General features: G+C 47.3%; 19 protein-coding genes. 11 read left to right on the plus strand and 8 right to left on the minus strand.

The window, feature by feature from the left end:
- The 3 genes from KOE27_RS12235 to KOE27_RS12245 all read right to left on the minus strand — a co-directional run bounded on the left by KOE27_RS12235 (position 1) and on the right by KOE27_RS12245 (position 5,535).
- A complete protein-coding gene (locus KOE27_RS12235; RefSeq protein WP_215239167.1) occupies positions 1-3,138 on the minus strand; it encodes a SusC/RagA family TonB-linked outer membrane protein in 3,138 nt (1,045 codons plus the stop codon).
- A 526-nt stretch (positions 3,139-3,664) separates the two neighbouring features.
- The gene (locus KOE27_RS12240) at positions 3,665-4,570 is read right to left on the minus strand and encodes a hypothetical protein (RefSeq protein WP_215239168.1); all 906 of its coding nucleotides are present in this window, start codon (positions 4,568-4,570) and stop codon (positions 3,665-3,667) included.
- Positions 4,571-4,674: 104 nt separating this feature from the next.
- The gene (locus KOE27_RS12245) at positions 4,675-5,535 is read right to left on the minus strand and encodes a DMT family transporter (RefSeq protein WP_215239169.1); all 861 of its coding nucleotides are present in this window, start codon (positions 5,533-5,535) and stop codon (positions 4,675-4,677) included.
- Between the two features lie 304 nt (positions 5,536-5,839).
- Between KOE27_RS12245 and KOE27_RS12250 the strand changes: the two genes are divergently transcribed.
- Together KOE27_RS12250 and KOE27_RS12255 are read left to right on the plus strand one after the other, a co-directional pair.
- The gene (locus KOE27_RS12250; protein WP_215239170.1) at positions 5,840-8,059 is read left to right on the plus strand and encodes a beta-N-acetylhexosaminidase; all 2,220 of its coding nucleotides are present in this window, start codon (positions 5,840-5,842) and stop codon (positions 8,057-8,059) included.
- Positions 8,060-8,155: 96 nt separating this feature from the next.
- Positions 8,156-9,511, plus strand: a complete 1,356-nt coding sequence (locus KOE27_RS12255) for a Gfo/Idh/MocA family protein (protein ID WP_215239171.1) — start codon at positions 8,156-8,158, stop codon at positions 9,509-9,511.
- Positions 9,512-9,656: 145 nt separating this feature from the next.
- Here the strand turns inward: KOE27_RS12255 and agaR are convergent, their stop codons facing one another.
- Positions 9,657-10,436, minus strand: a complete 780-nt coding sequence (agaR, locus tag KOE27_RS12260; protein WP_215239172.1) for a transcriptional repressor AgaR — start codon at positions 10,434-10,436, stop codon at positions 9,657-9,659.
- Positions 10,437-10,651: 215 nt separating this feature from the next.
- On the opposite strand from agaR, the gene KOE27_RS12265 reads away from it, so the two are divergent.
- The 9 genes from KOE27_RS12265 to KOE27_RS12305 all read left to right on the plus strand — a co-directional run bounded on the left by KOE27_RS12265 (position 10,652) and on the right by KOE27_RS12305 (position 20,157).
- On the plus strand, positions 10,652-11,866 hold the full coding sequence (locus KOE27_RS12265; protein ID WP_215239173.1) for an SIS domain-containing protein: 1,215 nt from the start codon (positions 10,652-10,654) through the stop codon (positions 11,864-11,866).
- Positions 11,867-11,900: 34 nt separating this feature from the next.
- The gene (locus tag KOE27_RS12270; RefSeq protein WP_215239174.1) at positions 11,901-12,857 is read left to right on the plus strand and encodes a carbohydrate kinase family protein; all 957 of its coding nucleotides are present in this window, start codon (positions 11,901-11,903) and stop codon (positions 12,855-12,857) included.
- Positions 12,835-13,662 (plus strand): class II fructose-bisphosphate aldolase, encoded by an 828-nt coding sequence (locus tag KOE27_RS12275; protein ID WP_215239175.1) that lies wholly within the window; start codon positions 12,835-12,837, stop codon positions 13,660-13,662. The genes KOE27_RS12270 and KOE27_RS12275 overlap by 23 nt, the downstream gene beginning before the upstream one ends.
- A gap of 4 nt (positions 13,663-13,666) precedes the next feature.
- Positions 13,667-14,758 carry an amidohydrolase family protein gene (locus KOE27_RS12280; RefSeq protein ID WP_229252751.1) on the plus strand — a complete coding sequence of 364 codons (1,092 nt, stop codon included), beginning with the start codon at positions 13,667-13,669 and terminating at the stop codon, positions 14,756-14,758.
- Between the two features lie 7 nt (positions 14,759-14,765).
- Positions 14,766-15,491 (plus strand): carbohydrate-binding family 9-like protein, encoded by a 726-nt coding sequence (locus KOE27_RS12285; protein WP_215239176.1) that lies wholly within the window; start codon positions 14,766-14,768, stop codon positions 15,489-15,491.
- Between the two features lie 15 nt (positions 15,492-15,506).
- Positions 15,507-16,832 carry a Gfo/Idh/MocA family protein gene (locus KOE27_RS12290; protein WP_215239177.1) on the plus strand — a complete coding sequence of 442 codons (1,326 nt, stop codon included), beginning with the start codon at positions 15,507-15,509 and terminating at the stop codon, positions 16,830-16,832.
- Positions 16,833-16,838: 6 nt separating this feature from the next.
- The gene (locus tag KOE27_RS12295; RefSeq protein ID WP_215239178.1) at positions 16,839-17,609 is read left to right on the plus strand and encodes a 3-keto-disaccharide hydrolase; all 771 of its coding nucleotides are present in this window, start codon (positions 16,839-16,841) and stop codon (positions 17,607-17,609) included.
- Entirely contained in the window at positions 17,609-18,979 is a 1,371-nt protein-coding gene (locus KOE27_RS12300) for an amidohydrolase (protein WP_215239179.1), read from the plus strand. Before KOE27_RS12295 ends, KOE27_RS12300 begins: the two co-directional genes overlap by 1 nt.
- 92 nt (positions 18,980-19,071) lie before the next feature.
- Complete coding sequence (locus tag KOE27_RS12305) at positions 19,072-20,157, plus strand: D-alanine--D-alanine ligase family protein (RefSeq protein WP_215239180.1); 1,086 nt, start codon at positions 19,072-19,074, stop codon at positions 20,155-20,157.
- A 41-nt stretch (positions 20,158-20,198) separates the two neighbouring features.
- Here the strand turns inward: KOE27_RS12305 and KOE27_RS12310 are convergent, their stop codons facing one another.
- The 4 genes from KOE27_RS12310 to KOE27_RS12325 all read right to left on the minus strand — a co-directional run bounded on the left by KOE27_RS12310 (position 20,199) and on the right by KOE27_RS12325 (position 25,353).
- Positions 20,199-21,350: a DUF4932 domain-containing protein gene (locus KOE27_RS12310; protein ID WP_215239181.1), complete on the minus strand. Its 1,152-nt coding sequence runs from the start codon at positions 21,348-21,350 to the stop codon at positions 20,199-20,201.
- Between the two features lie 97 nt (positions 21,351-21,447).
- On the minus strand, positions 21,448-22,551 hold the full coding sequence (locus KOE27_RS12315) for a helix-turn-helix domain-containing protein (RefSeq protein ID WP_215239182.1): 1,104 nt from the start codon (positions 22,549-22,551) through the stop codon (positions 21,448-21,450).
- A gap of 253 nt (positions 22,552-22,804) precedes the next feature.
- A complete protein-coding gene (locus KOE27_RS12320; protein WP_215239183.1) occupies positions 22,805-23,827 on the minus strand; it encodes an LLM class flavin-dependent oxidoreductase in 1,023 nt (340 codons plus the stop codon).
- Between the two features lie 203 nt (positions 23,828-24,030).
- Positions 24,031-25,353 carry a neutral/alkaline non-lysosomal ceramidase N-terminal domain-containing protein gene (locus KOE27_RS12325; protein ID WP_215239184.1) on the minus strand — a complete coding sequence of 441 codons (1,323 nt, stop codon included), beginning with the start codon at positions 25,351-25,353 and terminating at the stop codon, positions 24,031-24,033.
- Between the last annotated feature and the right edge of the window lie 169 nt (positions 25,354-25,522).

Consider the following 25,522-nt stretch of genomic DNA (forward strand, 5'->3'; position numbering starts at 1 on the left):
CTAGAATGAAAGAGACAGATTGAAACCAACACTTCTGGTCGTTGGCATTGCCACGGTTTCGTAGCCCTGTGCCGCAGTGGCGGTACTGAAAGCTGTTTCCGGACTGATCCCCATCTCCTTAAACTGTGCATCGCGGTAGAAGTAAAACAGGTTCCTGCCCACAACGGATAGCTTCACAGTCTTGAAAAATTTATTCGCCTTGAAAAGGGATTTCAGATTATACCCGATTGTGAATTCTCTCAGCGCAACATAGTCCGCATCTATTACCTGTGTTTCTCCGATGTTATTCCACGGCCCGGCTCCTGCGTAATAATCTTCCGCGGGTATCACGATCGTACTTTTTGTATATTCTCCGTTACCCGTTTCTATCACCCCGTCGGCAATCAGGTTTTCGCGGTTTTCGGTAAATTTCCCGGTACCTTTTGCCATCTGGTTCAGTTTAGAATAGGACAATATCTGCCCGCCCTTACGAACATCCACCAATGCACTCAATGAAATGGCCTTGTAAGTCAATGTGTTGGTCAGTCCGGCCAGGTAATCAGGCTGGATCCGGCCCAGTACTTCCAGATCTGCCGCACGCTGGTATTTTCCTTCTGCCGTTAAGAGTTTGTCGCCATTTTCATTTCTCAGAAAACGATAACCTACAATATTACCAAATGCTTCTCCGGTACGCGCCTGGATACTGGCACCGTACCCCGGATCCATCAATGTCAGCGTGCTGATATTGGGAGCGAGCGAAACCACTTTTGATTTATTGTTTGAAAGATTGAGCGACACATCCCAGTTGAAGTTCTTAGTTTTCACAGGTACCGCAGTCAGAAATATCTCGTAGCCACTGTTGCGTATTTCTCCGGCGTTGATCAAACGGGTATCATATCCTGTTGTCGCCGAAATTTCGAGCGGAAGAATCTGGTTGACGGTCGAAGCGTTGTAGTAGGTAACATCAAGTCCCAATCTGTTGTTCAGGAACCGTAATTCCGCACCAAACTCATAGGAGCGTTTCAACTCGTTTTTCAGGTTTGTCAGCGGAATATTTGTACGTATATTGGCAAACGGCTGGTCATTATAGGTGGTACTGCTGGTAACGGTATATCCTGCCTGGGTCTGATAGGGACTTGCATCATTCCCCGCCTCGGCATAGGAAGCCCTTAGCTTACCGTAAGTCAGAATGTCCTTGTTCCAACGGGCGACATCCGAGAACACAAAACTGGTTGCAACGGACGGATAAAAAAACGATTGATTTTTATTTCCCAATGTCGAAGACCAGTCATTTCTGCCCGTTACATCTACAAAAAGAAAGTTCTCATAGGCAATTTGCCCTGTAAAATACACCGAATTCATTTTCTTGCGGGTGGTATATTGCCGTGGCGTTACGTTTCTGGTGTTGCCGATGTAATACAGTCCCGGTACGTTGAGGTTAGTACCTGTATTACCTACCACCTCCTGATTTCTGTCCAGATGGTTGGCCCCGAGCGAGAACGAGCCAGACCATTTGCCTGACAGCTTTCCTGCTGCGCTCAGCAAAAGATCACTGTTCCCTTCTTTCACAAAAAACTGATTGTTGGTCACTCGCCCGTTTTCCCCACTGGTATACTGGTTGATCTGCTCATAACGCACATCGGTATAAAAGTCAGTTCCCGTGCGGGCCTGCAGCGACAGCCAGTTGGTGAACTTGTATTTGGCAGAGATAAATCCGATCACCCTGTCACGTGTGTCGAAACCTGTCAGTTCGTTTACAGTCCAGTACGGGTTCAGCGACCCATTGACGCGCGTCATGGTACCGTCTTCCTTTTTATAAGTTTTCAGTCTGTCAAGACTCATGAATCTGGGTAAGAGGTTCAGAGCCGTCATGGGATTTTGAGAATAGGAATTGATCTGCGGCCTGTTGGTAGCACGCTGGCGAACATAGTTGATCTTTCCGTCGACAGACAAATTCGACGACACATCTGCTGAAAGGCGGAGGTTCACCGTTTGTCTTTCCAGTTTTGTATTGGGAATAATTCCCTTGTTGTGCATATCTGATACCGACACACGGTAGGTCACAGCACCCGCTCCGCCCGAAACGCCAATGGTATTGGTTTTGGTAACGCCTGTCTTAAAGAAATCCTTGATGTTGTCTGATGGCTGCCCGGTGTAAGGAACGGGACCGGCTTCGGGCCAGCGGTCAATGATGATAGGCCTGCCGTCCATTTTACCGCCCCAGCTATCTGCCAGCCAGCTTGGCCAGGTGGAATAGGCTACACCGTCGATCGTTTTGCTTCCCAGCGATCCATACGTTCCTGCATATCCCCCACCCCATACATTCTGCTGGGTAGGGATAACATTCGGGCGTTCTATGGTAAGGTTTGAGTTGATATCCACACCAATTCCACGTCCGCGGGTTCCTTTTTTTGTTGTAATCAGGATGACACCGTTGGACCCCCTGGCTCCATAAATAGAGGCCGCAGCCGGTCCTTTCAAAACCGTTACATTTTCGATATCATCCGGATTGATGTTATTGATCCCGTCGCCATAATCCCTGCCACTATCTACCCTGGCTCCGTCAAGCGTCTGGTTGTCAATGGGTACACCATCCACTACATACAGTGGCTGGCCGTTACCGGCCAGGGAGCTGTTCCCTCTGATCATCACATAACTGGAACCACCCGCACCACCGCTCGACGGGTTTACGTGCAAACCGGCCACTTTCCCTTTCAGGGAGTTTGCTACATTGGATTCCCTGGCTTCGGTCAGTTTGGCTCCGTCCACCACCTGAACGGAATATCCGAGAGCCTTTTTTTCACGTTCGATACCAAAAGCGGTAACAACCACCTCGGAGAGCTGATTGGCATCCGGCAACATTTTCACGTTGATCTGTGACCTTCCCTCTACCTGGATTTCCTGAAGTACAAACCCGGTGAAGGAAAATACCAGAGACCTGGCAGAAGCAGGTACCTCTATCACGTAGTTCCCTTTGGCATCGGTGATGGTACCTGTGGTTGTGCCCTTTACGAGCACCGTCGTTCCGGGGAGCGTCTGATTCTCTCCGTCCGTTACGGTTCCGGTAATCGTCCGGACCTGAGCCAGCGCAGCGTCTATGCACAGCATCAGGGATATGCATAGTATAAATGATCTTGGGAGTAGATTGTTTAGTTTCATTAAGTTTAATTTAAGGGATATGAGTATAAGGATTAGATAGTTGGTGGTAATTGTCAAATTCATCAAGGCTATTTTGCATCGTTTCGCTACTGCGTACACCTCCCTCCTGCACAATTCCCCCGCAGGCCTTTGCAGATCGATCACAATCAGTTCTGCCTTCATGCTCAGCATACAGTACAGAGCGAACCATATATACTATACGTATACTGTCTTACCAACACAAGCGTGTACAATAAGGCGCGGATTATATTTTCTGCCAATTCGGATATGTCCTACGTGCTCCGCTGTATGTCCCAAAGAGCGTTGTATGGCACCAGTATTCTAGCTTATGATGAAGAAATTATATTTGGATGTTCAAATATAACACAAAATTTATATATGCTTATTATTTAATAAAATTTATTTTTCTAAACCTTATTTTTTATCAAAAAACCTTTCGTATTATTATTTATCCCACTGCTTTGAAACTTTATGATAAAGACAAAGCACCGCAAGGGTTATAGAAACAACCCGGGGCGCATTTCCTTCACTTGCCGCATGAGCAACCTATTCTTTTCGTTGAAATAACAATATTATCCATATAGCGCTCCTGATCCTGTACGGAACCATTGTTCCAATAATTTTCGAAGAACACGCCATTAATCTTCATGTTCCGGGCATCGCTGTTCCAGTTTCCATGCCAGTTCATTCCGGTGGTAATCCCCTGAAGCTGATCGTTGATCCAGAATTCAAAAATACCATCCTTGTTTCCAGGGGTATTCAGCTTCATGTGACCCTCCACACAAAACCATTCACCCGCAGTGGCGTCGCTGTACATATCAGTAGTACCGAGCTTTTTACCGAGATTCCACCTCAGTTTATCAAAATCATTGTACTTGGTAGTGACCAGATTACCGGCCTCGTCTATTCCACTGGCAGGATCCATCACCAGGTAATTCCCTGACGACCACAAATGTCCGATTGCCCCCTGCGCCCAGGCTTCATTGGCCATTACCGTAGCCCGGGTAAGTTTATCGGCGCCGCCACCTTTCCAGCCAGCCTGGCGCCTCAGGTCCACCCGCCAGTAAATTTCATTGAAATCTTTTTCGGGAGAAGAAGCATTCTTGCTAATATAGTCGCCGGGAGTGCGCCCGATGGATTTTCTCAACGCGCCTACATCGACATCCCCTTTTCTGAATACCACTTTCATCCCCCTGCTCCCTCCCTGGCCTACGTGATCCTGCAGAATGAAACGGCCTCCCGCATCATTGTATTCAAAGTACTTTTCCTTCAGCGGAACATTATTCTCAAAATCATCACAAAAAATAGTCCCTTCCGGGGCTGCTTCACAGGTAAAACAGGTTCCATTGCAGGTATCTTCTTCAGCAATATTTTTTTCCTTGCCTGAACAGGAAACTAAAAGCATTAAAATCCCAAGAGAAATCCGGATCATATTCTGGTTGGTTTATGGTTAAGAATCATTTTTGAACAAAGAGACCCGAGCGTCTCCTGAACCACAGAAATCGTTCGGGCCGTGCTGCAAGCAGACAGTGAGCGCTATTCGGCCAGTGTATAAATCGCAGCAACAGCCAGTACCATCCCAATGAGGACAATTGCATGAGGTACTACTGCATACAGAAAAAGGGAGATCACAATGGTGAGCACCGGCGCCAGTGCCGTGATAGGTACTACAATGATCGCCTTCCCATACCGCAACGCATATACGAGTGCCAGAGCCCCTATCGCGTTGAAAACCTGAATGATTGCGGTCAGATATGGCCCTTTGAATCCCCAGTTAATCGCCTCCGACATATCTGTCATCAGCACAGCCACGGGGACAAATGCCAACGCGGTAATGGTCATATAGAAAAAGATACTTTCGGCTGTCATGCTGTCATTCCCGAATTTCATGGCAAAAGCCTGAACTCCCCACATAAAAAAAACCACAATCGACAACAACAACCAGAGATACCCATTAAAATTGCTATGGCTTGGAGGCTGATACGACAGGCACAAAATGGCCGCCATAGCAATGCCGATCCCCCACCCTTGTTTCCTGCTCGGACGCTCCTTCAGAAACATGGCGGAAAGAATGACCGTAACTACCGGGAAAAGAGAAATAATGGGAAAAACCATATAGGCAGGACCAGTCCGCAACGCCTGAAAAAGTAAAAGCTGCCCCAGGGCCCCCAGCATGCCCACCATCGTTCCGATCAAAACAGATCTTTTGTCTCTGTCGAGCCGCCAGTTGCCGATCCTCAGCGCTACCAGGGCACAGGGGATCATCGTAAGTGCCCAAACACAGTAACCCAGCGTTGCAGGAAAGCCTGCTTTTTCAGGAATTTCTATGAATGCGCCCCAAACTCCCCAAAACAGTGTTGTAATAAATGTGTAAAGAACCCAGGGTCTGATTTTCATGAATTTGTCTTTTCTTTCAGAAGTTTAAAATGATACCGGTATAGCCTGACACGCCTGCCCATGTTGCAGCAACACAAGACATAGCCCACCGCAGTAGGATGGACGTAAATACTAATAAGTCTCTGGCAGAATTCTCAGTACTTAAAAGATGGAAAATATAGTACAGGATAGATTACATCAGGCTTCCATTTGCTAAACTACAAAAGGTAATCGAAAGGTTAAAATTAAAATAAATAATAATTTGAAATATTTTGAAAGAAATTATTTTACGTTACCTTTACTTTCTAGAATTTAAATAACGATTATGAAGATTGACCATCACTTTTTAAACCGTTTGTTTCGTTTTAATATACGTATCCTGTCTGTGCTTTTTCTGACAGGTGCTTACCAGGTTTACGGTCAGCCAGGGACTTTATCGGCTCAGGGGATTTCCCTGATACCGTACCCGAAGGAAGTCAGGACCAGCAATGAGAATTTTACCTTTGGAAACGAAACGAATATAGTACTGGACAAAAACGCTTCGGAAAACGACCGGTTTGCAGCAGGCGAATTATTAAAGCATCTTACCAGCGTAACAGGGATCAGCGCAAAAATATCGACCAAACCTTCAAGGGGGTCCATTATCCTGACCCGTAAAAACGGAGACAAAAAAATAGGTAGCGAAGGTTATTCGCTCGTGTCTGAACCCAACTCACTCACCATTAGCGCTTCAACAGAGAGCGGTCTGTTTTACGGAGTTCAAACGGCCCTGCAATTGATACAACGAAAAGGCAGGGAAGCCTATATTCCGGGAGTAACCATAAAGGACTGGCCCGATACCAAGGTACGTGCGGTGCATTATGATACCAAACATCACCAGGACAAGCGTAGTTACGTGGAAAGTTTGATCCGGGACCTAGCTGCCTACAAGGTCAATATGCTCGTGTGGGAATGGGAAGACAAATTTGAATACCCCAGCCATCCGGAAATAGGCGCTCCCGGGGCATTCACAATGAAAGAAATACAGGAAATAACAGCGTATGCTCACAAATACCATATCCAGATCGTCCCGCTTGTACAAGGCCTTGGGCACGTCAGTTTTATTTTAAAATGGCCTCAGTTTGCGCATTTACGGGAATTGCCAGCTTCTAATTTCGAGTTCTGCCCGTTGAAGGACGGCTCTTACGACCTCCTTTCTGATCTCTGGAAAGATGCCATGGAGGCAACACCGGGGTCACAGTATATCCATATCGGTTCCGACGAAACCTATGAACTGGGAGCCTGCCCGGCCTGCAAAAAAAAGGAAGAAGAAATTGGCAAAAGCGGGCTGTATCACCTGTTTATAGACCGCTCAGCCAAAAAGATCGAAGCATCGGGACGGGGAATTATGACCTGGGAAGCACCAATGGGCTGGGCCAAAGGGCGTCTGGAAGTATACCACACCGGAATGAAACAGGAAAAACCCGTCACACCACATAAGGGCATTATCCTGACCGAATCATACGACTATGAAACACATGATCTGAAATATGCCAGACAAGCCCGGTCACTTGGACATCCGGTTTATGCCTATGACCCCAATCCGGGAATTGAACAGCTTTTTTTACCCTACTTCTTCGTCAGTGACGGAAAAGGAAAAACAAAACCCGGCAGCCTGGAAAACTCTTATCAGTTTCTGCAGGAAACGATGGGAAAGGGAGTTTTTGATGGTGTAATCCGTACCTCATGGGATGACTCCGGCCTTCCGATGCAGGCTTGGATGCTCAGCTTTGCAACCACAGCGGCCTATTCGTGGAATGCTGCCGCACCGGGTTTGAAAGATTTCACCAACATTTTCTTTAAGAACAGATATGGACACGGATCCTCGGAAATAGATTCCCTGTATTACCTGCTCACCGAAGGTGCCTACTTTTTTATGGAGAGTTTTGAAAGGCGCGTATGGGCCTGGGGCGAAATTGGTAAAACGCACATCCCCGATCTTCCCAGAGGGGACGCCCTGGAATATGACCCGTTCTGGAATACACAATACAAGGACCGGGTCCGTATTGCCGGCGAGCTTCTGAAAAAAATGAATATGGCTATCGCAATCTGCGACAGGAACCTCCACAGCAGCGCCCTCGAAAATGAACAGGATATCATCGTTTTCAAAACACTGGCTCAGTTGATTCAGCACACCGCACTCACTTATCAGGACCTGTCCAGCCTTGAATTTACGATCAAAGCAGCTCATCAGCAACGTTTTACCGACCTCCCCGAAACATACAGAAACCTGCAAGCGGCCGAAGGAATTGTTCAGGAACAGCTTGCAAGAAGAAAAAAGGTGTTTGAAGAACTCGTGACAGTATGGAGCAAAACTATGCTCCCCAAGGGGATGTCTACCAATACAAAAAAATACTTCTTTGAACAGGATCGTACCCGTCATTTTGCCAATCGTACCGCTGACATGACGTATCTTATCATCGACGAAGAACAACTGGGCCTGGATGAGTACCTGGTAAAACTTCGGGAATACAACCGCTTTTTCTATAACAGATTTATGAAATGATCTTCGTCTGAAAACATTGGACCTTTGAACAAAGACGAAAGGTTACGGCTCTTTGCTCAGACGCATCTATTCACAAGTAAGCAATCCTTCAAACCCATGAATAACTCAAGAAGAAAATTTGTAAAAAACATGTCTCTCGGTATTGCAGCGGTCAGTACTTTCAATCCGCTTTCGAAACCTTACGCAGATAAAATAAAAATCGGAGTGATCGGAACAGGCCTGCGGGGACAGGCGCATATCAGCACACTCCTGAAACGGACGGATACAGAAATTACTGCCATCTGCGACATAGAGCCCAAAATGCTGGAAATGAGCAGAAAGCTTTTTAAAGATACCGGAAAACCTCTCCCCAAAATTTTTACCGGCGATGCTTACGCCTACCGGAAACTACTGGATCCGAAAAGCATTGACGCTGTCATAATTGCTACACCCTGGGAATTACACACACCCATGATCCTGGACGCCCTTGCAGGCGGACTCAAGTACATTGCCACGGAAGTGGTACTGGGTGTCACCCTGGAAGATCATTTTGAAGTGGTACGCAGTACCGAAAAAAATAACGCGCAGGTGATGATGCTAGAAAACGCCTGTTACCGCAGAGATACCCTTGCCATCACCAACATGGTGCGACAGGGGCTTTTTGGAGAACTGATCCATTTACAGGGAGGTTATCAGCACGATTTGCGGGGCGTGAAATTCAACGACGGCATAACGCCCTACAACAGCGGCGCGGAATTTGGAGAAAAGGGCTTTTCCGAGGCAAAATGGCGCACAAATCACTCCGTTAACCGCAATGGTGACCTCTACCCGACACATGGTGTAGGCCCACTGGCTGTGATGCTGGACATTAACAGAGGCAATCGTTTTGAATCTTTGAACTCGTTTTCCACGAAAGCCAGGGGGCTGCATAACTACATTGCAAAGAAAGGTGGTGCCGACCATCCCAATACCAAAGTTTTGTTTAAACTGGGTGATGTAGTGACCACGCATATCAAATGTACCAACGGCGAAACAATTCTGCTACAACATGATACCAACCTTCCCCGGCCTTACTCTCTTGGTTTCAGGGTTCAGGGTACCGGAGGCATCTGGATGAACCTCAATAACGGCATCTACATTGAAGGCCAGTCGAAATATGACCATGAACGCTGGGATGATGCCAAAGAATGGCTCGAAAAATATGATCATCCGCTCTGGAAAAGGTGGAGCAAAGAAGCATACCAGACAGGACACGACGGAATCGACTTTTTTGTAATGAATGCGTTTATTGAGGCCGCGAAACGGAAGGAGCCAACCCCGATGGACGTTTATGATGCTGCCAGCTGGAGTGCTATTACACCGCTTAGCGAAAATTCCATCGAACTTGGAAATGAAACGGTGACATTTCCTGATTTTACGGGTGGCAAATGGATGAGCCGGAAAAACGATTTCGCCAGCACAGATGCGTATTAAGTAACCCAGGCCAAATATTCGTAGTGCGCGTGCACAACGCATATCCGTGATAAAGGCTTTGAGCGGTTTCGATTAAAGCATCAGGTTTCTGGAAAGCGTTTCCAGAAACCTGATGCTTTAAAATACGGGTAACTTCACCTTACCACTACACTATAATCACCTTAACACCAGCACTTTCCAGCTTTTTCTGATCCTCCAAAGGAATACCATCATCCGTGATCAGCACGTCTATGGCGGTGATCGGCGCCATGAAAGCGAAACTCCTTTTCAGGAATTTACTGGAATCTGCCACCACAATCACCTGCTTGGAAATGGAGATCATAACACGGTTGAGATGCGCCTCCTCCACATTGGGTGTTGACAGGCCGTACACCACACTCAGGCCATCCACCGCCAGGAACAGTTTATCACAGAAATAATTTTTGAAGCTTTCCTCAGCCGTTGACCCAATGAGCGATAGGGAGTTTTTGCGCAGAAAACCTCCCGGAACGATTACATTGGCCTTGGGATGCTCGGCAAGCTGGTCGGCAATATTCAGAGCGTTGGTGATCACCGTCAATTCAGACAGGCCAGACAGGTTTCTGGTGATCTCCATGGTGGTAGTTCCGGAGTCCAGAATGATCGTATCGCCCTCCTCGATCAATGCTGCCGCTGCTTTGCCAATACGTTTTTTTTGCTCAAAGTTCTGCTTGTTCTTATCTGAAATAGCAAAGTCGGTACCAACCCTGTCAATCTTCATTGCTCCACCTCTGGCACGTATGAGCGCATTCTTCTGCTCCAATCGTTTTAAGTCATTCCTGACCGTTACCTCACTTACCATTAGCTCTTTACTGAGCGAGGCCACATCCACCTGCCCTTTCTCTTCCAACCTTTCCAGAATAATGACGCGCCTCTGGACGGTGGATTTTTCTCCGGCTTTTCTCATAAAATAGATTCCCTTTTAAAGTTTGCCCGGTTTACTTCTTACCGGTAGTCAGGTTGAATTGATGCGTAAAAATAAATCTATTTAACATATTAATTTCGTTTCCTTCGTATAAATTAATTAAAAGAAGATTAAAAAGATAAATGATGAAATTATTTGTTATTTACGAAAGGAAATGATTAATTTTGTTTCAGTAATGAAATGAAACGAAATAAATTATGTCATCCGAAAGCAAACTATTAAAGGAACAATATAACATTTCAAAAGAGCTGCTAGGGTTTACGTTGGCTGAGTTACAGGAAAATGAAGGATACCTGACCGCCAAAGAGATTGCGCAGCAACCCAGGCTCTGGCAAAAAACATGGCAGCTTGTATACGAAAACAAGGAAAAGCTGAGCGATTTTCTGCGTTCAGCTTTTGCGGAAGATTCTCTGACCGTGGTACTGACGGGTGCAGGTACCTCCGCGTTCATTGGGAATGTACTTCAGGGGCCCTTTCAGAAACACACAAAAAAAACGACTACGGCGATCGCCACAACGGACCTGATCCTTCACCCCGAGCAATACTTAAATAAAAGCGCTACGCTGCTGATATCCTTTGCCAGGTCAGGAGACAGTCCTGAAAGTCTGGCGGCGGTCAATATAGCGGATGAATATTGTGAAAAAGTGTACCACCTGATCATTACCTGTAATCCCGAAGGCCAGTTGGCACTTTCGTCGGTCCCCGGCAAAAAAACAGCCCTAGTATTTTTGCTTCCGCCAGAAGCGGACGATCAAAGCCTTGCCATGACAGGCAGCTTTACCTCCATGCTGCTGGCCGGGCTGCTCATTGCACGTATTGCGGACATCAGCCTTCTCCGCGTTCAGGTGGATACCCTTTCTCAGTTCGGAGAAAACATTTTGGAAAATTACAGTCAGCCACTCAGGAGTGCAGCCAGGCTTGATTTTCAGCGTGTTGTTTTTCTCGGTTCCGGCCCATTGCGCTGGGTAGCCAACGAGTCTGACCTCAAAGTTCAGGAACTGACCGACGGTACTGTCATTTGCAAGTCTGATTCCTTCCTCGGATTCAGACACGGGCCCAAGGCCGTTATCAACGCAGCTACGCTCCTCGTTTATCTTTTTTCCAACAATGCACACGTTTACCGATACGAAAACGACCTGGTAAAAGCTGTAAGCCTGGGGGAACGGGGACTCTACCGGATTGGAGTCATTGAAACTGCAAAAAAGGGAATCGATACCGACCTGCTCATCGAACTATCTTCCAACGGTGAATCAGTGGACGAAGAGATGCTTTCCGTTGTGAGTGTCCTCCCAGCCCAACTGCTCGGTTTTTACAAGTCGCTGGAATTGGGCCTGTCCCCCGATAAACCATCGAAGAAAGAAACCATCACCCGGGTAGTGAGAGGTGTAACCATTTACCCTTTTTCAGAGTAGTACCGTTACACTTATCCGAGAAAAAAAATAAAAAATGAAAGATTTCGACGTATCCGTTATAGGCGAACTCAATATAGATTTTATCCTGAATCAGATCGATTCATTTCCTGAAATCGGCAAAGAGATACTGTCCAGGCAAATGAATGTAACCCTGGGAAGTTCGTCAGCGATCTTCGCCAGTAACCTGAGCAGCCTGGACACAAAAGTGGCTTTTATTGGTAAAGTTGGCCAGGATTCCTTTGGAGAACTGATTTTGGCCACACTGAAAAACAAGCATGTCAACACGGATGCGATCCTGAGAAGAGAAGATTTAAAAACAGGTGCGACCGTTGTTCTGAACTTCGGGGAAGACAGGGCGATGATCACACACCCAGGAGCAATGGAGGACCTGGCTTTTACAGATATTGACTGGGCCACTGTCGGCAGATCGCGCCATTTGCATCTTTCCTCTTTTTTTATTCAAAAAGGGATCCGAAAAGATGTCCCTTCTATTTTTAAAAAAGCGAAAGAAATAGGCCTTACAACCTCTTTCGATCCGCAATGGGATCCCGGCGAAGAATGGCAGATGGACCTTGAAGGTATTTTGCCCTATGTGGATATTTTTCTGCCGAACAAAAAAGAGCTCTTACACCTTACCGGGCACGGCAGTTTACAAAGTGCCGTCCGGCACATTAAGTCTTTGGCCAACACCATTGTGGTAAAACTTGGCAACGAAGGTTCCGCGCTTTTCACTCCCGACGGTGAGGTTTTTCAGCCTGCGTTTTTGAACACCGATGTCGTTGACGCCATTGGAGCCGGCGACAGCTTCAACGCAGGCTTTATTCACAAATTCGTTGGCGGCCATCCCCTTCCCGCATGCCAGGAGTTCGGCAATATGATAGGTGCATACTCCACTACCGCATCCGGAGGGACAGGTGCATTCTCTGCCGGCAGTAATATACATCAGAACGTTAAAGAAAGATTTGGTTATGCCGAAAAGCAACATGATTGACAAGCTCAGAGAGATGCGGAAAACCCATTCATCTCTGCTTGCTACGAATTTTTACAACTACGAAACCCTGCGGGGTATTATGCAGGCTGCATCGCATCTCGGCCAGCCAGTGATTCTGCAGCTCACCAAAAGCTCCATTGACTATATGGGATTGTCCGTTGCGGTGAATCTTGCCAAATCGTCACTTGAAGAATATCAGGTAGAAGGCTGGCTTCACCTGGACCATTCCGGATCCTATGACCTTGTACACGAGTGCCTAGACGCGGGGTTTGATTCCGTGATGATCGACGCCAGTGAGAAATCGCTCGGAGAAAATATAGAGATCACCCAAAGGGTAGTCGAACTGGCCGCAAGGTACAACGCCAACGTAGAAGCAGAGCTGGGCTATATCGCCAAACTTGGCCAGTCCAAAGAGAAAACCGGCTTTACGGATCCCGCCGAAGCAAAGTATTTTGTGGAACAGACGGGTATCAACGCTCTTGCGGTAGCCATCGGGTCGGCACACGGATTTTATACACAGGAACCCAAACTGGACATGGAGCGCCTGAAGGAAATTCAGGCAGCCACCCACATTCCGCTGGTACTGCACGGCGGTTCGGGAATTCCGGGAGACAGCCTGAAAGAGGCGATCAAAAACGGGATTTGCAAGATAAATCTTGCTACCGAAATCAAAAATATATTCATGCAGACCCTCAAGAATTCAATGGTTCACAACCAGGACATTGATCTCAGAAATGTGTTCCCCTCGGCAATTGAGGCCGTTTCTCTGCTGGTAGAGAAAAAACTGGAAATTGTAAAAAGCTAGTTTGATGAAAAAATATCTTTATTTTGGAATACTACCTTTTTTTGTTCTTATGCAAAACTGCAACGAAACCCGGAATTCGGAATATTATAGCCAGGAGGACTACCCTATCGTAGAAAAATATGACTCGCACGTTCATATTAACTCCTTCAACCCTGCCTTTCTGGATTTTGCCGCCAAAAACAATTTCCGCCTGCTCAGCCTGAATGTGGCCGCACCAGAATATGTACCCATAGAAATACAGCAGGATTTCGCTGTCGAACACCTGAAGAAACATGCGGATCGCTTTGCCTATACAACCAGCTTTCATATCGAAAACATCGGTGACAGCAGCTGGCAGGAGCGTACGATTGGATACCTGCGTGAATCATTTGCCAGGGGCGCCTGTGGTGTGAAGGTCTGGAAGAACATCGGAATGGAATATAAAGACGGCAAGGGCACATTTGTTATGATTGATGATCCGCGCCTGGACCCGATCTGGGATTTTATAGAAAAAAATAATAAAACCCTGGTGGGTCACCTGGGGGAGCCCAAAAACTGCTGGCTGCCTCTCGAGAAAATGACCGTAAAAAACGACCGTGAGTACTTTGCAGGCCATCCTGAATACCATATGTTTCTGCACCCTGAATTCCCCTCGTACGAAAAACAGATCGAAGCAAGGGATAATATGCTGGCTAAACATCCCCGGCTGCGCTTTAACGGCGCACATCTGGCCAGCCTGGAATGGAGCCTGGACGAACTGGCCAAAAGACTGGATAAATTCCCTAACATGGTGGTAGACATGGCCGAGCGAATCTCCCACATCCAATACCAGACGGTTCAGGATCACCAAAAAGTATACGACTTTTTTATCAAATACCAGGACCGGGTACTTTATTCTACCGATCTGGTTTTTGACGATAGCCAGGCCCCTGAAGATTTTCTGAAACACGCGGACGAAACCTGGAAAAGCCATTGGGCTTTTTTTACATCCGATCAGGTGATGAAGGCACCCGAGGTAAGCGAAAAATTTGAGGCACTGCACCTGCCCCGTGTCGTCATCGACAAGCTTTACAGAAAAAATGCCGAAAAATGGTTTCCGTTGACCCTAACACAGTAGGAAAGCCATGACGTCCGTCTACCATATCCTTTGCCTCTTGTCGACCATCCTGTTTACCGCCCCTGTAAACAAAGAGAGGCAGGCCGAAAATAATATTCTCGTGATCAAAAAATCCGTCGATTTCGCAATAGACGGAACAGGGTCTGGTATCCATTGGGATAAAACCAACTGGACCATACTCCCTCCACTCAGTTCAGGACAAAAAACATATAGTACCAAAGCGAAGGTACTGTATTCTGACAAGGGTATTTATTTTCTCTTTTTTTGTAAAGACAAAAAACTCACTGCTACCATGCAGGCAGATTTCCTGGACCTCTGGAATGAAGACGTGATCGAAATTTTCCTTCAGCCAGACCCGGCCGTTCAGGCTTATTTCGAGTACGAGTTATCCCCTTTGAATTACGAGCTGCCGATAAACATATACAATGAAAATGGCCAACTGAACAGCTGGGTTCCGTTTCATTACACCGACGACCGCAAAACACGCCATGCTGTAACTGTACAGGATGGTATACAGAAAAGTGGCGCCGATACCAACAGCTGGACGTCGGAAATATTTATCCCTTTTAAGTTATTAAAACCATTGTTCAAAAACGCTCCGGTTTCGGGTACGCGATGGAAAGGAAATCTCTACCGGATTGACTACGACAAAGGTGAAACCTTATGGGCATGGCAACCCAACAGTGGTAACTTTCACGAATATGAAAAATTTGGAATTTTCGAATTTGAATAAACTAACACCTGCCTTATGAACGAAGACAGCAAGCCTGCCCTTTTCCCCAGCCGCCGTACTTTTGTGAAGGAGTCCGCCGCCATAGTCGGTGGCATACTGACTGCCTCCGGTTTTGCCGGGAAGGCCCACGGCTGGAGCCTGAACAACGACCCTATCAAAGTTGCACTCATCGGATGCGGAAGTCGCGGTGCAGGCGCCGCGCTCAATGCGCTAAGTGCTAACGCAAATGCAGTACTCGTGGCCATGGCCGATGTTTTTCAGGACAAGCTGGACGAAACCTACGCCACACTGATGAAAGTCGGCAGGATTAAAGATTTTGTCAAAGTTCCTCAAAATCAGAAATTCGTAGGTTTTGATGCATACGAAAAAGCCATTGCCTGCGCTGACGTGGTACTTCTGGTAACCCCTCCTGCTTTCAGGCCCTCGCACTTCGCTGCTGCGGTGAAAGCAGGGAAACACGTTTTCATGGAAAAACCGCTGGCTTCTGATGCCCCCGGGATTCGTCAGGTGCTTGAAACCGGCAAGGAAGCTACCCGAAAAAACCTGAAAGTGTTGGTAGGTCTGCAGAACCGGTACGATCCGGGTTATCAGGAAATGGTAAAAAAAATACAACAGGGAGCAATTGGCAGGATCATTTCGGCAACGGATTATTACCTCATCGGACCAGTCACTAATGTTCCGCGTGTAACAGGACAAACGGAAATGGAGTTTCAGATGCGTAACTGGAGATATTTCAACTGGCTATGGGCGGGATCACCAGCTGGCTTGCAAATTCACAACACCGATATCGTCAATTGGGTCAAAGGCGGCTATCCGATCCGTGCCCAGGGAATGGGCGGGCGGTCCTCGTTAAAAGGTCCGGACCATGGTGACATCTTCGATCATTTTTACATCGAATACGAGTACGCCGACGGCACCAAACTCAACAGCCAGATACGGCACATCAGCGGTACCTGGAACAAAGGGGGGGCGACGTTTCAGGGAGCAACGGGCTCTGCCAGTCTTCAGGCCGGGATCAAAAACAGCAAAGGCGAACAGATTTGGCGGAACCCGAATAAGGATTCGGAAAACGCATATCAGATCGAGCACAATGTACTGTTTGCAGCCATTCGCAATAATACGCCTCTGAATGACACCGAATGGGGGGCAAAAAGCACTATGACAACCATTCTGGGACGCATGGCAGTTCACTCAGGCAAACTGGTCGAATGGGATGAAGCCTTTCATTCAGATCTTACACTGATGCCCGACAGGTTTGCATGGGATGCCGAGCCTCCCGTCAAACCCGACAAAGACGGAAATTACCCGGTACCCATTCCGGGGTTATCCAAAGTGCTCTGATCAGCCATGAAACACCTATCAGTACTCTTTTTTATTCTGCTATACCTCTGTGGCTGCCATTCGTCCAAAAGACTTTCGGCAGACGCAGAATCCTTAAACAATGCCCCGAAGGTGAATCGGAAAGCTTTGCAAAATAAGGGATTCAGAGTCCTTTATAAAGGTGAAGATCTTTCGGGCTGGCAGGTATTGGCAGGGCATCGTAACCACTGGACCTCAAAGGGCGATCTCATTGATTATGATGGTAAAAGTGAAGAAAAAGACAAATGCCTGTGGACGACGGAATCTTTCTGCGATTTTGTGCTGCTCATCGACGTGAGGCTGACACGGAAACCAGAAATGGCCAGGAGCCCCGTCATTCTGCCAAATGGTGAGACCGCCAGGAATGCTGACGGCACGAATCAGGAAGTGGAAATTCCTTATAACGGTGACACCGGAATTTACCTGCGCGGGGATTCCAAAAATCAGGTAAATATCGGAAACCGGTACATTGGCTCGGGGGAGATTTATGGTTACCGGGTAGACAAAACACTCCCGGCTGAGATACGTGCGGCTGTGACACCTAAAATAAAAGCCGATAACCCGCCCGGAGAGTGGAACCGGTTTGAAATCACCATGAAGGGATCCAGGGTTTGGGTGAATCTCAACGGCAGGAATGTAGTGGAAAACGCACTGTTACCGGGCATCGCTTCCTGCGGAAAAATAGCCCTCCAGGACGACCATGCCACTAATAATACCTGCCAGTTTGCCAATATCTACATTAAAACCCTTACGGAATAATGACGACGATGAAGAGGATCGTTCCAGACGGAACAGTAAAAAGGCTGGCTATCGGCTTGCTTGCATTTTGCCTGAGCCTGACGGTTGCTGACCGGCTCAACGCACAGCCCGCTTTGACCAAGCAAATCCTGGCACTGACCGACCAGGAATACAACAGCCTCGAAAACCTTTATAAACATTTGCATGCACATCCCGAATTATCCCTGCAGGAAAAAGAGACAGCCGCATTACTTACCCAGACTTTGGCCCCAACCGGCTGCCAGATTACAACGGGAGTCGGAGGGCACGGTATTGTAGGAATCATGAAAAATGGGCCGGGGCCTGTGGTGATGATTCGTACAGACATGGATGCTTTGCCTCTGAAAGAGAATACCGGTGTCGGTTTTGCAAGCAACAAGGTAGCACGTCTTGAGTCTGACAAAGAATCACCACTTATGCATGCCTGCGGTCATGATATGCACATGGCAGTATGGATCGGCGTGGCCAGGGTATTGGCAAAACTCAAAAAAGAGTGGAGCGGCACGGTGGTTTTTGTGGGCCAGCCGGCTGAGGAAAAAGGCCTGGGTGCAACTGCTATGCTTGCCGATGGTCTTTTTAAGAAATTCCCCAGGCCCGACTATGCCCTGGCACTGCACGTTAATTCGGCTCTCGAATCCGCAAAAGTGGGTATCTGCAGCGGTTATGTACTTGCTAATATTGATGTGCTGGATATAGTAGTCAAGGGGAAAGGCGGGCACGGATCGGTTCCTCAGCTAACGATTGACCCCATTGTGATGGCTTCTAAAATGATACTTGGTTTTCAAACGATCGTAAGCCGGGAAATATCACCGCAAACTCCGGCTCTCATCACGGTGGGCTCCGTACACGGAGGCACCAACGATAACATTATTCCCGATGAAGTAAAACTGGAACTCTCCATCCGCTCGTTTGATGATGAGGTGCAGAAGGCAGTGATCGAAAAAGTAAGAAGAACCTGTGAAGGAATTGCGCATGCGTCGGGAGTAGAAAAACAGAATTATCCGGTTGTAACGATCCGTAAAGGACATACCCCGGCAGTCTATAACGATCCTGCACTGGCTAAGAAAATGACTGAAAACTTTGTCAAACTGCTCGGGGAAGATAAAGTGGTAAGCTTGTCTGCCGAAATGTTCGGAGAAGACTTCGGCTGGTACGGACGCGAGACTCCCGCTATACCCACACTCATCTACTCACTGGGTTCTGTAAATCCCGGCAAAATGGCTGACGCGAAAAAGACCGGCCAGACCATTCCTTCAACCCACTCGTCTATGTACCTGCCCGATTACCCCCCTACCTTACGTACAGGTGTAATCAGTATGTCGTCGGCAGCACTTTCCCTGCTAAAAAAATAGCCCAGGCTATTGAACAGCGGAACGTTCGGTAGCAGCGTGGTACGATTGTCACATAGAAAATACTCCAATACAACCCTTTACCCGACACCATCATGAAAACCACGGTTGCAGTCATATTCGGCGGAAAGTCAGCAGAGCATGATGTCTCATTGAAGTCAGCCACCAATATTTATAATGCTATAGATACTACCGAATTAAAACCACTCCTTCTGGGTGTTGACTATAACGGACAATGGCGATTTAATGATAACTATGGAGAGACAAACGTGGATCTGTACCAAAATGACTATTTTTCTGGCGCCTCGTTCGTTTCTCTAAAAAAGGGGACCGGCGCAATTGAAATTATCAGCCAGGATTCAAATCGGTCGCTGGCTTCCTTCCACGTTGCTTTTCCAATCATTCACGGAACTTTTGGTGAAGACGGAACACTCCAGGGTATACTGAAATCACTGGAGGTAGCGTATGTAGGTCCGGATATTTTGGGATCGGCCATAGGTATGGACAAGGAAGTCGCAAAAAGGCTTCTGAGGGACGCAGGAATTCCGATCTCTGCCTTTTTTACACTCTACCGGCACAACCCAGGCCAGTTTTCTTTTGAAGAAATAGTACAAGAACTCGGCCTGCCCCTTTTTGTGAAACCAGCCAATGCGGGCTCGTCTGTGGGTGTGAGCAAAGTTGCGAATAAGGCCGAATTCGAACGGGCTGTTTCGGAGGCATTTATTTACGACAAAAAAATTCTTGTTGAAGAAGCCGTCTTTGGAAAAGAGGTGGAATGTGCTGTACTCGGTAACGAAGTAGTAAAGGCGTCGGTACTTGGCGAAATTGTCAGCGCTGCCAATTTTTATTCTTATGAGGAAAAATACCTGAACCTGGATGGCGTACAGACCAAAATACCGGCTGAGATCGGGGAACAGGCTTCTGCACAGATCCGGGCAACGGCGATAAAGGCTTTTGGGGTTTTATGCTGCGAAGGTATGTCCCGGATCGACTTCTTTTTAAGAGAAGATAACACGTTCGTTCTCAACGAAATCAATACATTACCCGGTTTTACCGCAACAAGTATGTACCCACAGTTATGGGAGCATACAGGTATTCCTTACCCCAGGCTACTTTCAGAGCTGGTACAATTAGCTCAGCACCGTCAGGAGAGAGAGACGGTGCTGAAGTATACGATCTGATGGCAACGTATCAGGACACTAAGTAACTAACTTACAACACCTTACCTTTTCGTAGCATCATTTACCATCCCTTCCATCGCCAGCCTGACGGCAGTGCTGTAAGGGATGGTTCTGTTTGCATTGTATTTTTCAAGTTCGGTTAGCAGAATCGGGAGGTAAATGAATTTTCTTCCCGTGGTGTAATAATCTTTTAACCGCTCTGCTTTTTCCGTATCCCCAAGATTCCGCGCAATGATCACTTCGCCCGCTCTGACAAAATGCTCATACAGACAACTCTTCCAACCGGTATAACCCTGATCGGACATGGCTTCGCGTATTGGGATAAAATAGTTTTCTGTCACCTTGATAAGTGCCTCTGGAATTTGGTCCACAGCCGGATTAACAAACGAATGGCCGAATTCATGGGTACTCAGTTCAAGCAGGTGTTTCGGGTCACGAAACCCCATATCCAGTCTGGCAGTATCGCTGAAAGCAGGCGGAGCAAAAGCACCAAACACGTGCGCCGCATGTGTTTGCACATCTTTTTGGTAGCAAACACCAAACCCCATTCCGGTGGGAATGGTCAGGCTGGGATATAATGCGTAAGATTCAAAACTTCCCTGATAAAACGCCTCCATTTGAGGTATGAAGTTGCTATCCGGTATTCCCGTCAGCACCTGTGCCATCGCATTTCTGTAAAATGGTTGGCTTTGCCGGAGATAGGTACCAAAATCCACTTCCACGTAAATTGCGTTCATTGCGTCAATAAACCTGATCGCATTGTTCCTGGCTTCTGTAAGATTGCCGGAATTAGAAAACCGTGCATAATAGCGGGTATCAATAGAATCTCTGAGCCGGGCGTTTGGGAAATCGTCAAGTTGCAGAAGCAGGTTGATGAAGTAGTCGAGCCAGATATTTTCAGCAAAACCCATTGCCACTGCCAAATGTTTACTGTTTTCAAAGCGCTTGTAACGGTGGTACAGATCTAAACCATAAGCGTAACGTTTTTTATTTTTTTCCGAATACTGCGGGTTGGTCACAGACTCCCGGCCTTCATATCCGAGGAAATACACAAATCCCAGTAATTCGACATTGTTATTGACCTGCACACTGATTTTGCTACCTTGGCAATGCATTTCGGCAGACTTAAAAGTGATACCAAATGAATGGCTAGCCCACAACAGGGCTAAGAGAAAAAATGTTGATCGGAGCATGAGTTTAAATATTTTGAATACGTCCCAAAGCAACGCATTCATCAATAACCATGCGCCTGAACACGTAAAACTGGTCGTCCAAACTCACGATTCCGGACTAATTTACCTTTGCGGGCTTACTTTCTGCCGGCAGATATTGAGACGGCGACTTGCCTGTAACCTGCCTGAACACCTGATTAAAACTTGATTTTGAACTAAAACCCGACTCCAGGGCCAGCGCCAGGATCGTTTTGTGCTGCTCTCCTGGATTACCGAGCTTGCCAATTACTTCCTGTACTCTGAAGTGATTCACAAATGCGTTAAAATTGGCGTCACAATAGGTATTCACAAGATAAGAGACATACCGGGGCGGAAGTCCGAGGTAAACGGCCACGTCATCAATGGTTAATTTTGCCTGTGTAAAAATTTTATCATGGCCAAAAGCGCTTTTAAGACGTTCCAATTCAGCAACATCGTTGTATTGTGAAAACTCGGACCGTTCCTGACTCCTCTTGGGGAGCATCGGTAATATGAAAAAATCGGGATTTGCATAACCTGTGTAGCCTAATACAAACAGGCAGGTTGTGATAAGCAGTTCAACTCCCGAAAAGACCGGCCAGTCAAGGACCACCCCACAGATCCATAGTAGTGTCAAAATGACCATAAACGTAAAAAAGCTGTAAATCCTCACCAGCCGGATGGCGGACAATCCCATGCCCTGCTGTGCAAACTGCCGGTGAAGATTTACCAGGCGTCTTAGGTAGTATACCAGAACAACCACCATTCCAATAATCGGCAACAGCTCCGTGAAGAAAAACCATATCGGATTATCCAGCAAGGATGGGACGCGTTTGTCATAATAGCGCCAATAGTACCTCCAGCCCGCAGAGATGCCAAACTCCAATATGGAGGGGACATACAACAGCCAGTTCCAATTTTTAAATTGATAGTCAGTATGGGTAGTTATTTGTATAAAAAACCACAGCGAGACCGGTAAGATCAGGTAACTTTGAAAAATCCAGAAAGGAAATGCATCCGGTGAGCTGTGGTAGTGTACCTGCATCCCCCATGCGTTCAGAAGCTCCATGGCCAGCACATACAAAATCAGCCCCATAAATACTCCTGCCCTGGAAGCTTTCAATCCTTTTACAATCAACGCCAGACTTAATATCATGCCCTGGCCGAATGCGAGAAGAAAAATGAATGCCTTCCAATTACCCATGATTTGTATGATCAGAAATTGCTATTTGTAAAATGCTTAATATTTCTCAAAAATAGCAATGGTCCATGTAAATACACCGCCACACGCGTAAATACATTCGGTACTCCGGTTACTTTCGGTTCACTTTTAAGTGATGCATTCCAGGATAACCGTCCAGGCTGCGCTTACCAATGGCAGGTTAAATCCCGATATTCTCAGAAAAGGCCTCAAGGTACATGAAAGTATCACATTCATTCCTCTGAGACAGGGAGGATTAACCTGCGGCAATGCTGTGGTCCTGCACGCTTTTTAGAACTTCATAGCTGTGGATACGTGCCTGCGGATCATATATGTGGCTGGTGATCATCAACTCGTCAAGCTGTGTATGTCTTTGAAAATAAGTCAGATCTCCGCTTATTTTCTCCCTGTCTCCAATAAAAGTGTATTTCATCATTTGTCTCACAGCTGCTTCTTCATATTCTCCCCAAAGCCCGTCCATGCTTTCCACGGGTGGTTGCAGAGCCCGGCGCCTGCCTGTAATAATACCGGTAGCCAACTGAAAGAAAGAGGTAGCCAAACGCTCCGCTTCTTCGTTGGTATCTGCAGCAATTACATTCACACAAGCCATTACGTAGGGTTGCGCCAGATATCCCGACGGCCTGAAATGCTGCCGGTAAAGTTCTATTGCATTCAGAAAATGATTGGGGGCGAAATGACTGGCAAAGGCATAGGGTAAGCCCAGATGTGCCGCCAGTCGGGCACTATCGGTGCTTGAACCCAGTATCCAGATCGGTATGTCAAGCCCTTCACCCGGAATAGCACGTACTTTGGAGCTTTTGTTTTCTGCCGAAAAATAGGTCTGCAATGCCATTACATCTTCCGGAAAATCCTGTACAGACTCCATATAACTGCGCCTGAGCGCGCGGGCCGTAACCTGGTCAGTCCCGGGGGCTCTTCCAAGGCCCAGATCAATACGACCGGGATAAAGCGACGCCAGGGTACCGAACTGTTCAGCAACAACGAGTGGTGCGTGGTTGGGTAACATAATACCGCCGCTGCCCACGCGGATGGTTGTCGTACCGCCTGCAATGTAGCCAATCAGTACCGAAGTAGCAGAACTGGCGACACTTTCCATATTGTGGTGCTCGGCGAGCCAGTATCGTTTATAGCCAAGTTCTTCCGCACGTTGCGCCAGCCGAAGGCTGTTTCTGAATGTAGTGCCCGCATCATTTCCTTCGGTGATCGGGGCAAGATCAAGAATAGAAAATGGTATATCCCGGACAAGTCTTTCTGCCATTATTGATGTATTAACTGTGAAATGCTACTATTAAAAAGCATTTGTTCAGCCTGTGAGTTCCATCACACAGAAAAAGTAAATCGCCGGGTCATTTTTAAAAATCGGGTTCGGTTCGCGCTATCTGAATTTATATTCTTAAAAAGCTGATAAACCTCTGGTCCGGACGGTAGCGTTCGTCAGAGCGCAGCCCCAGACCAAAGTGGTTATTTCTGACGGGACAACTTATCCAGGTGCTGGCTTACGCCCTCGGTCAGATCCCTTGCCGCCGACGGCGAAAACGGTGATACCATTGGCTCATAACCACCCAACTTGATTTCCTCTTCCGTGGGCAGGTATCCCAGCGTACCATTGGTAATTCCTGCATAAAACGTGAACGGAAAAGGCGAATTGCCGCGAATTTCGTTGGAAACCTCGCAAAACAGCTCACAAGGAGCGCTCCATATCATGATATCGTCGTTGATACCCAGAAATTGGATCGGCATTTTGATCAGGGCCACTCCGTTGGCACCAATGCGCAGATAGTTTTTCATGTCATCGGGCCATGTTTTGATATCCGCCCTCCGGGGTGTTTCAATGACAATGCCCGAAGTGGATAGTTTTACGGATCCGGTGGTACCTAAAATCCTTTTATTGGCCTCAAGAATAGGTTCTCCCAGCAGTTTACGAAACTGCCTCAGCTGGCCATCCTTTTTGCCGGTATTGGACACAGAAATGGAAAAACGGGGGGCAACATTTCCCAGCGCTCCGTTTATAAAAAGCAGCGGCGCGCCAGTTTGTTCCTCTACGTACTGAGCCACTTCTCCGGCCACATCCCCACTGATCCTTTTATCGGAAACACTCAGTACCGTGCCGTGTATCGGATAATTGGCAATGAGGGCCATCAGCTTTCCTTCAACGCTTTCTATCCTCAGAAGGCCTATCTTGCCGTCAATAGGTGCATCGGGGTTTTCTCCCAGAAAGGTCTTATTGTCAACCCCGCGGGCGCGACGGTTGACGTTGGCACGGGAGTACCCCCAGCCCGCACCCAGTTTGGCAGGAACCTGTCTGTTACGCGCCGTGGCCACCGCTTCCACCAGTTTATCTTCTATAAACTGTGCATACTCCTGGTTATATTTTACTTCGTAGCGACTTCCCAGAAACAAGGGAATAACACCCGGCGAACCCACTTCCGGGGCGGAGTGGGTGTGGGTATTCGCCCACCAGAAATCCTCCGGATTGATATTAAATTCCTTTTTAAGCCTGGCAGCGGCTTTGTCGTAGGTCACCGTTGCGATACAACCAAGATCAGAACTGACCAGATAAAATTTCTTCTTGCCGTCGTCCAGCAATACCACTTTGTGATAAATACTATCTCTCACTCCCTCAGACATCCGGGGATCGTACCCCAGCAGATTCTGGGGAGTCAAAGGGGTAATATTGGTCCTGGCGAAAGCAGCGCGGAAAGTTTGCTGTGCAACAGCCTCTGAGGTCAGACGCAGATTCAGAAAAGCAAGTACCAGGGTAGCAGTAATCAGAAGTCGTTTCAAAGCGATAAAGATTTATTGAATTGAAGAAGATTGATGCTAAGGGTACGCAGTTGTTTGGTGTTTGGGCTATTATTGCAATTGGAGCTATTCTATCACCACTTTACACGTTCTTACTCCTAGCCCTTCCTCGAAACTGATCAGACAGGCACCCTGAGGCAACTGATCAGGA

This window comes from Dyadobacter sp. CECT 9275, from assembly GCF_907164905.1.
Classification (GTDB): Bacteria; Bacteroidota; Bacteroidia; order Cytophagales; family Spirosomataceae; genus Dyadobacter; species Dyadobacter helix.

Coding starts and splice junctions, on each gene's coding strand:
- KOE27_RS12290 (WP_215239177.1), top strand. CDS start 15,507: ATGAACGAAGACAGCAAGCCTGCCCTTTTCCCCAGCCGCCGTACTTTT.
- KOE27_RS12250 (WP_215239170.1), top strand. CDS start 5,840: ATGAAGATTGACCATCACTTTTTAAACCGTTTGTTTCGTTTTAATATA.
- KOE27_RS12300 (WP_215239179.1), top strand. CDS start 17,609: ATGACGACGATGAAGAGGATCGTTCCAGACGGAACAGTAAAAAGGCTG.
- KOE27_RS12315 (WP_215239182.1), bottom strand. CDS start 22,551: ATGGGTAATTGGAAGGCATTCATTTTTCTTCTCGCATTCGGCCAGGGC.
- KOE27_RS12275 (WP_215239175.1), top strand. CDS start 12,835: ATGCCGAAAAGCAACATGATTGACAAGCTCAGAGAGATGCGGAAAACC.
- KOE27_RS12310 (WP_215239181.1), bottom strand. CDS start 21,350: ATGCTCCGATCAACATTTTTTCTCTTAGCCCTGTTGTGGGCTAGCCAT.
- KOE27_RS12320 (WP_215239183.1), bottom strand. CDS start 23,827: ATGGCAGAAAGACTTGTCCGGGATATACCATTTTCTATTCTTGATCTT.
- KOE27_RS12235 (WP_215239167.1), bottom strand. CDS start 3,138: ATGAAACTAAACAATCTACTCCCAAGATCATTTATACTATGCATATCC.
- KOE27_RS12305 (WP_215239180.1), top strand. CDS start 19,072: ATGAAAACCACGGTTGCAGTCATATTCGGCGGAAAGTCAGCAGAGCAT.
- KOE27_RS12295 (WP_215239178.1), top strand. CDS start 16,839: ATGAAACACCTATCAGTACTCTTTTTTATTCTGCTATACCTCTGTGGC.
- KOE27_RS12255 (WP_215239171.1), top strand. CDS start 8,156: ATGAATAACTCAAGAAGAAAATTTGTAAAAAACATGTCTCTCGGTATT.
- KOE27_RS12265 (WP_215239173.1), top strand. CDS start 10,652: ATGTCATCCGAAAGCAAACTATTAAAGGAACAATATAACATTTCAAAA.
- KOE27_RS12245 (WP_215239169.1), bottom strand. CDS start 5,535: ATGAAAATCAGACCCTGGGTTCTTTACACATTTATTACAACACTGTTT.
- KOE27_RS12240 (WP_215239168.1), bottom strand. CDS start 4,570: ATGATCCGGATTTCTCTTGGGATTTTAATGCTTTTAGTTTCCTGTTCA.
- KOE27_RS12270 (WP_215239174.1), top strand. CDS start 11,901: ATGAAAGATTTCGACGTATCCGTTATAGGCGAACTCAATATAGATTTT.
- KOE27_RS12280 (WP_229252751.1), top strand. CDS start 13,667: ATGAAAAAATATCTTTATTTTGGAATACTACCTTTTTTTGTTCTTATG.
- agaR (WP_215239172.1), bottom strand. CDS start 10,436: ATGAGAAAAGCCGGAGAAAAATCCACCGTCCAGAGGCGCGTCATTATT.
- KOE27_RS12285 (WP_215239176.1), top strand. CDS start 14,766: ATGACGTCCGTCTACCATATCCTTTGCCTCTTGTCGACCATCCTGTTT.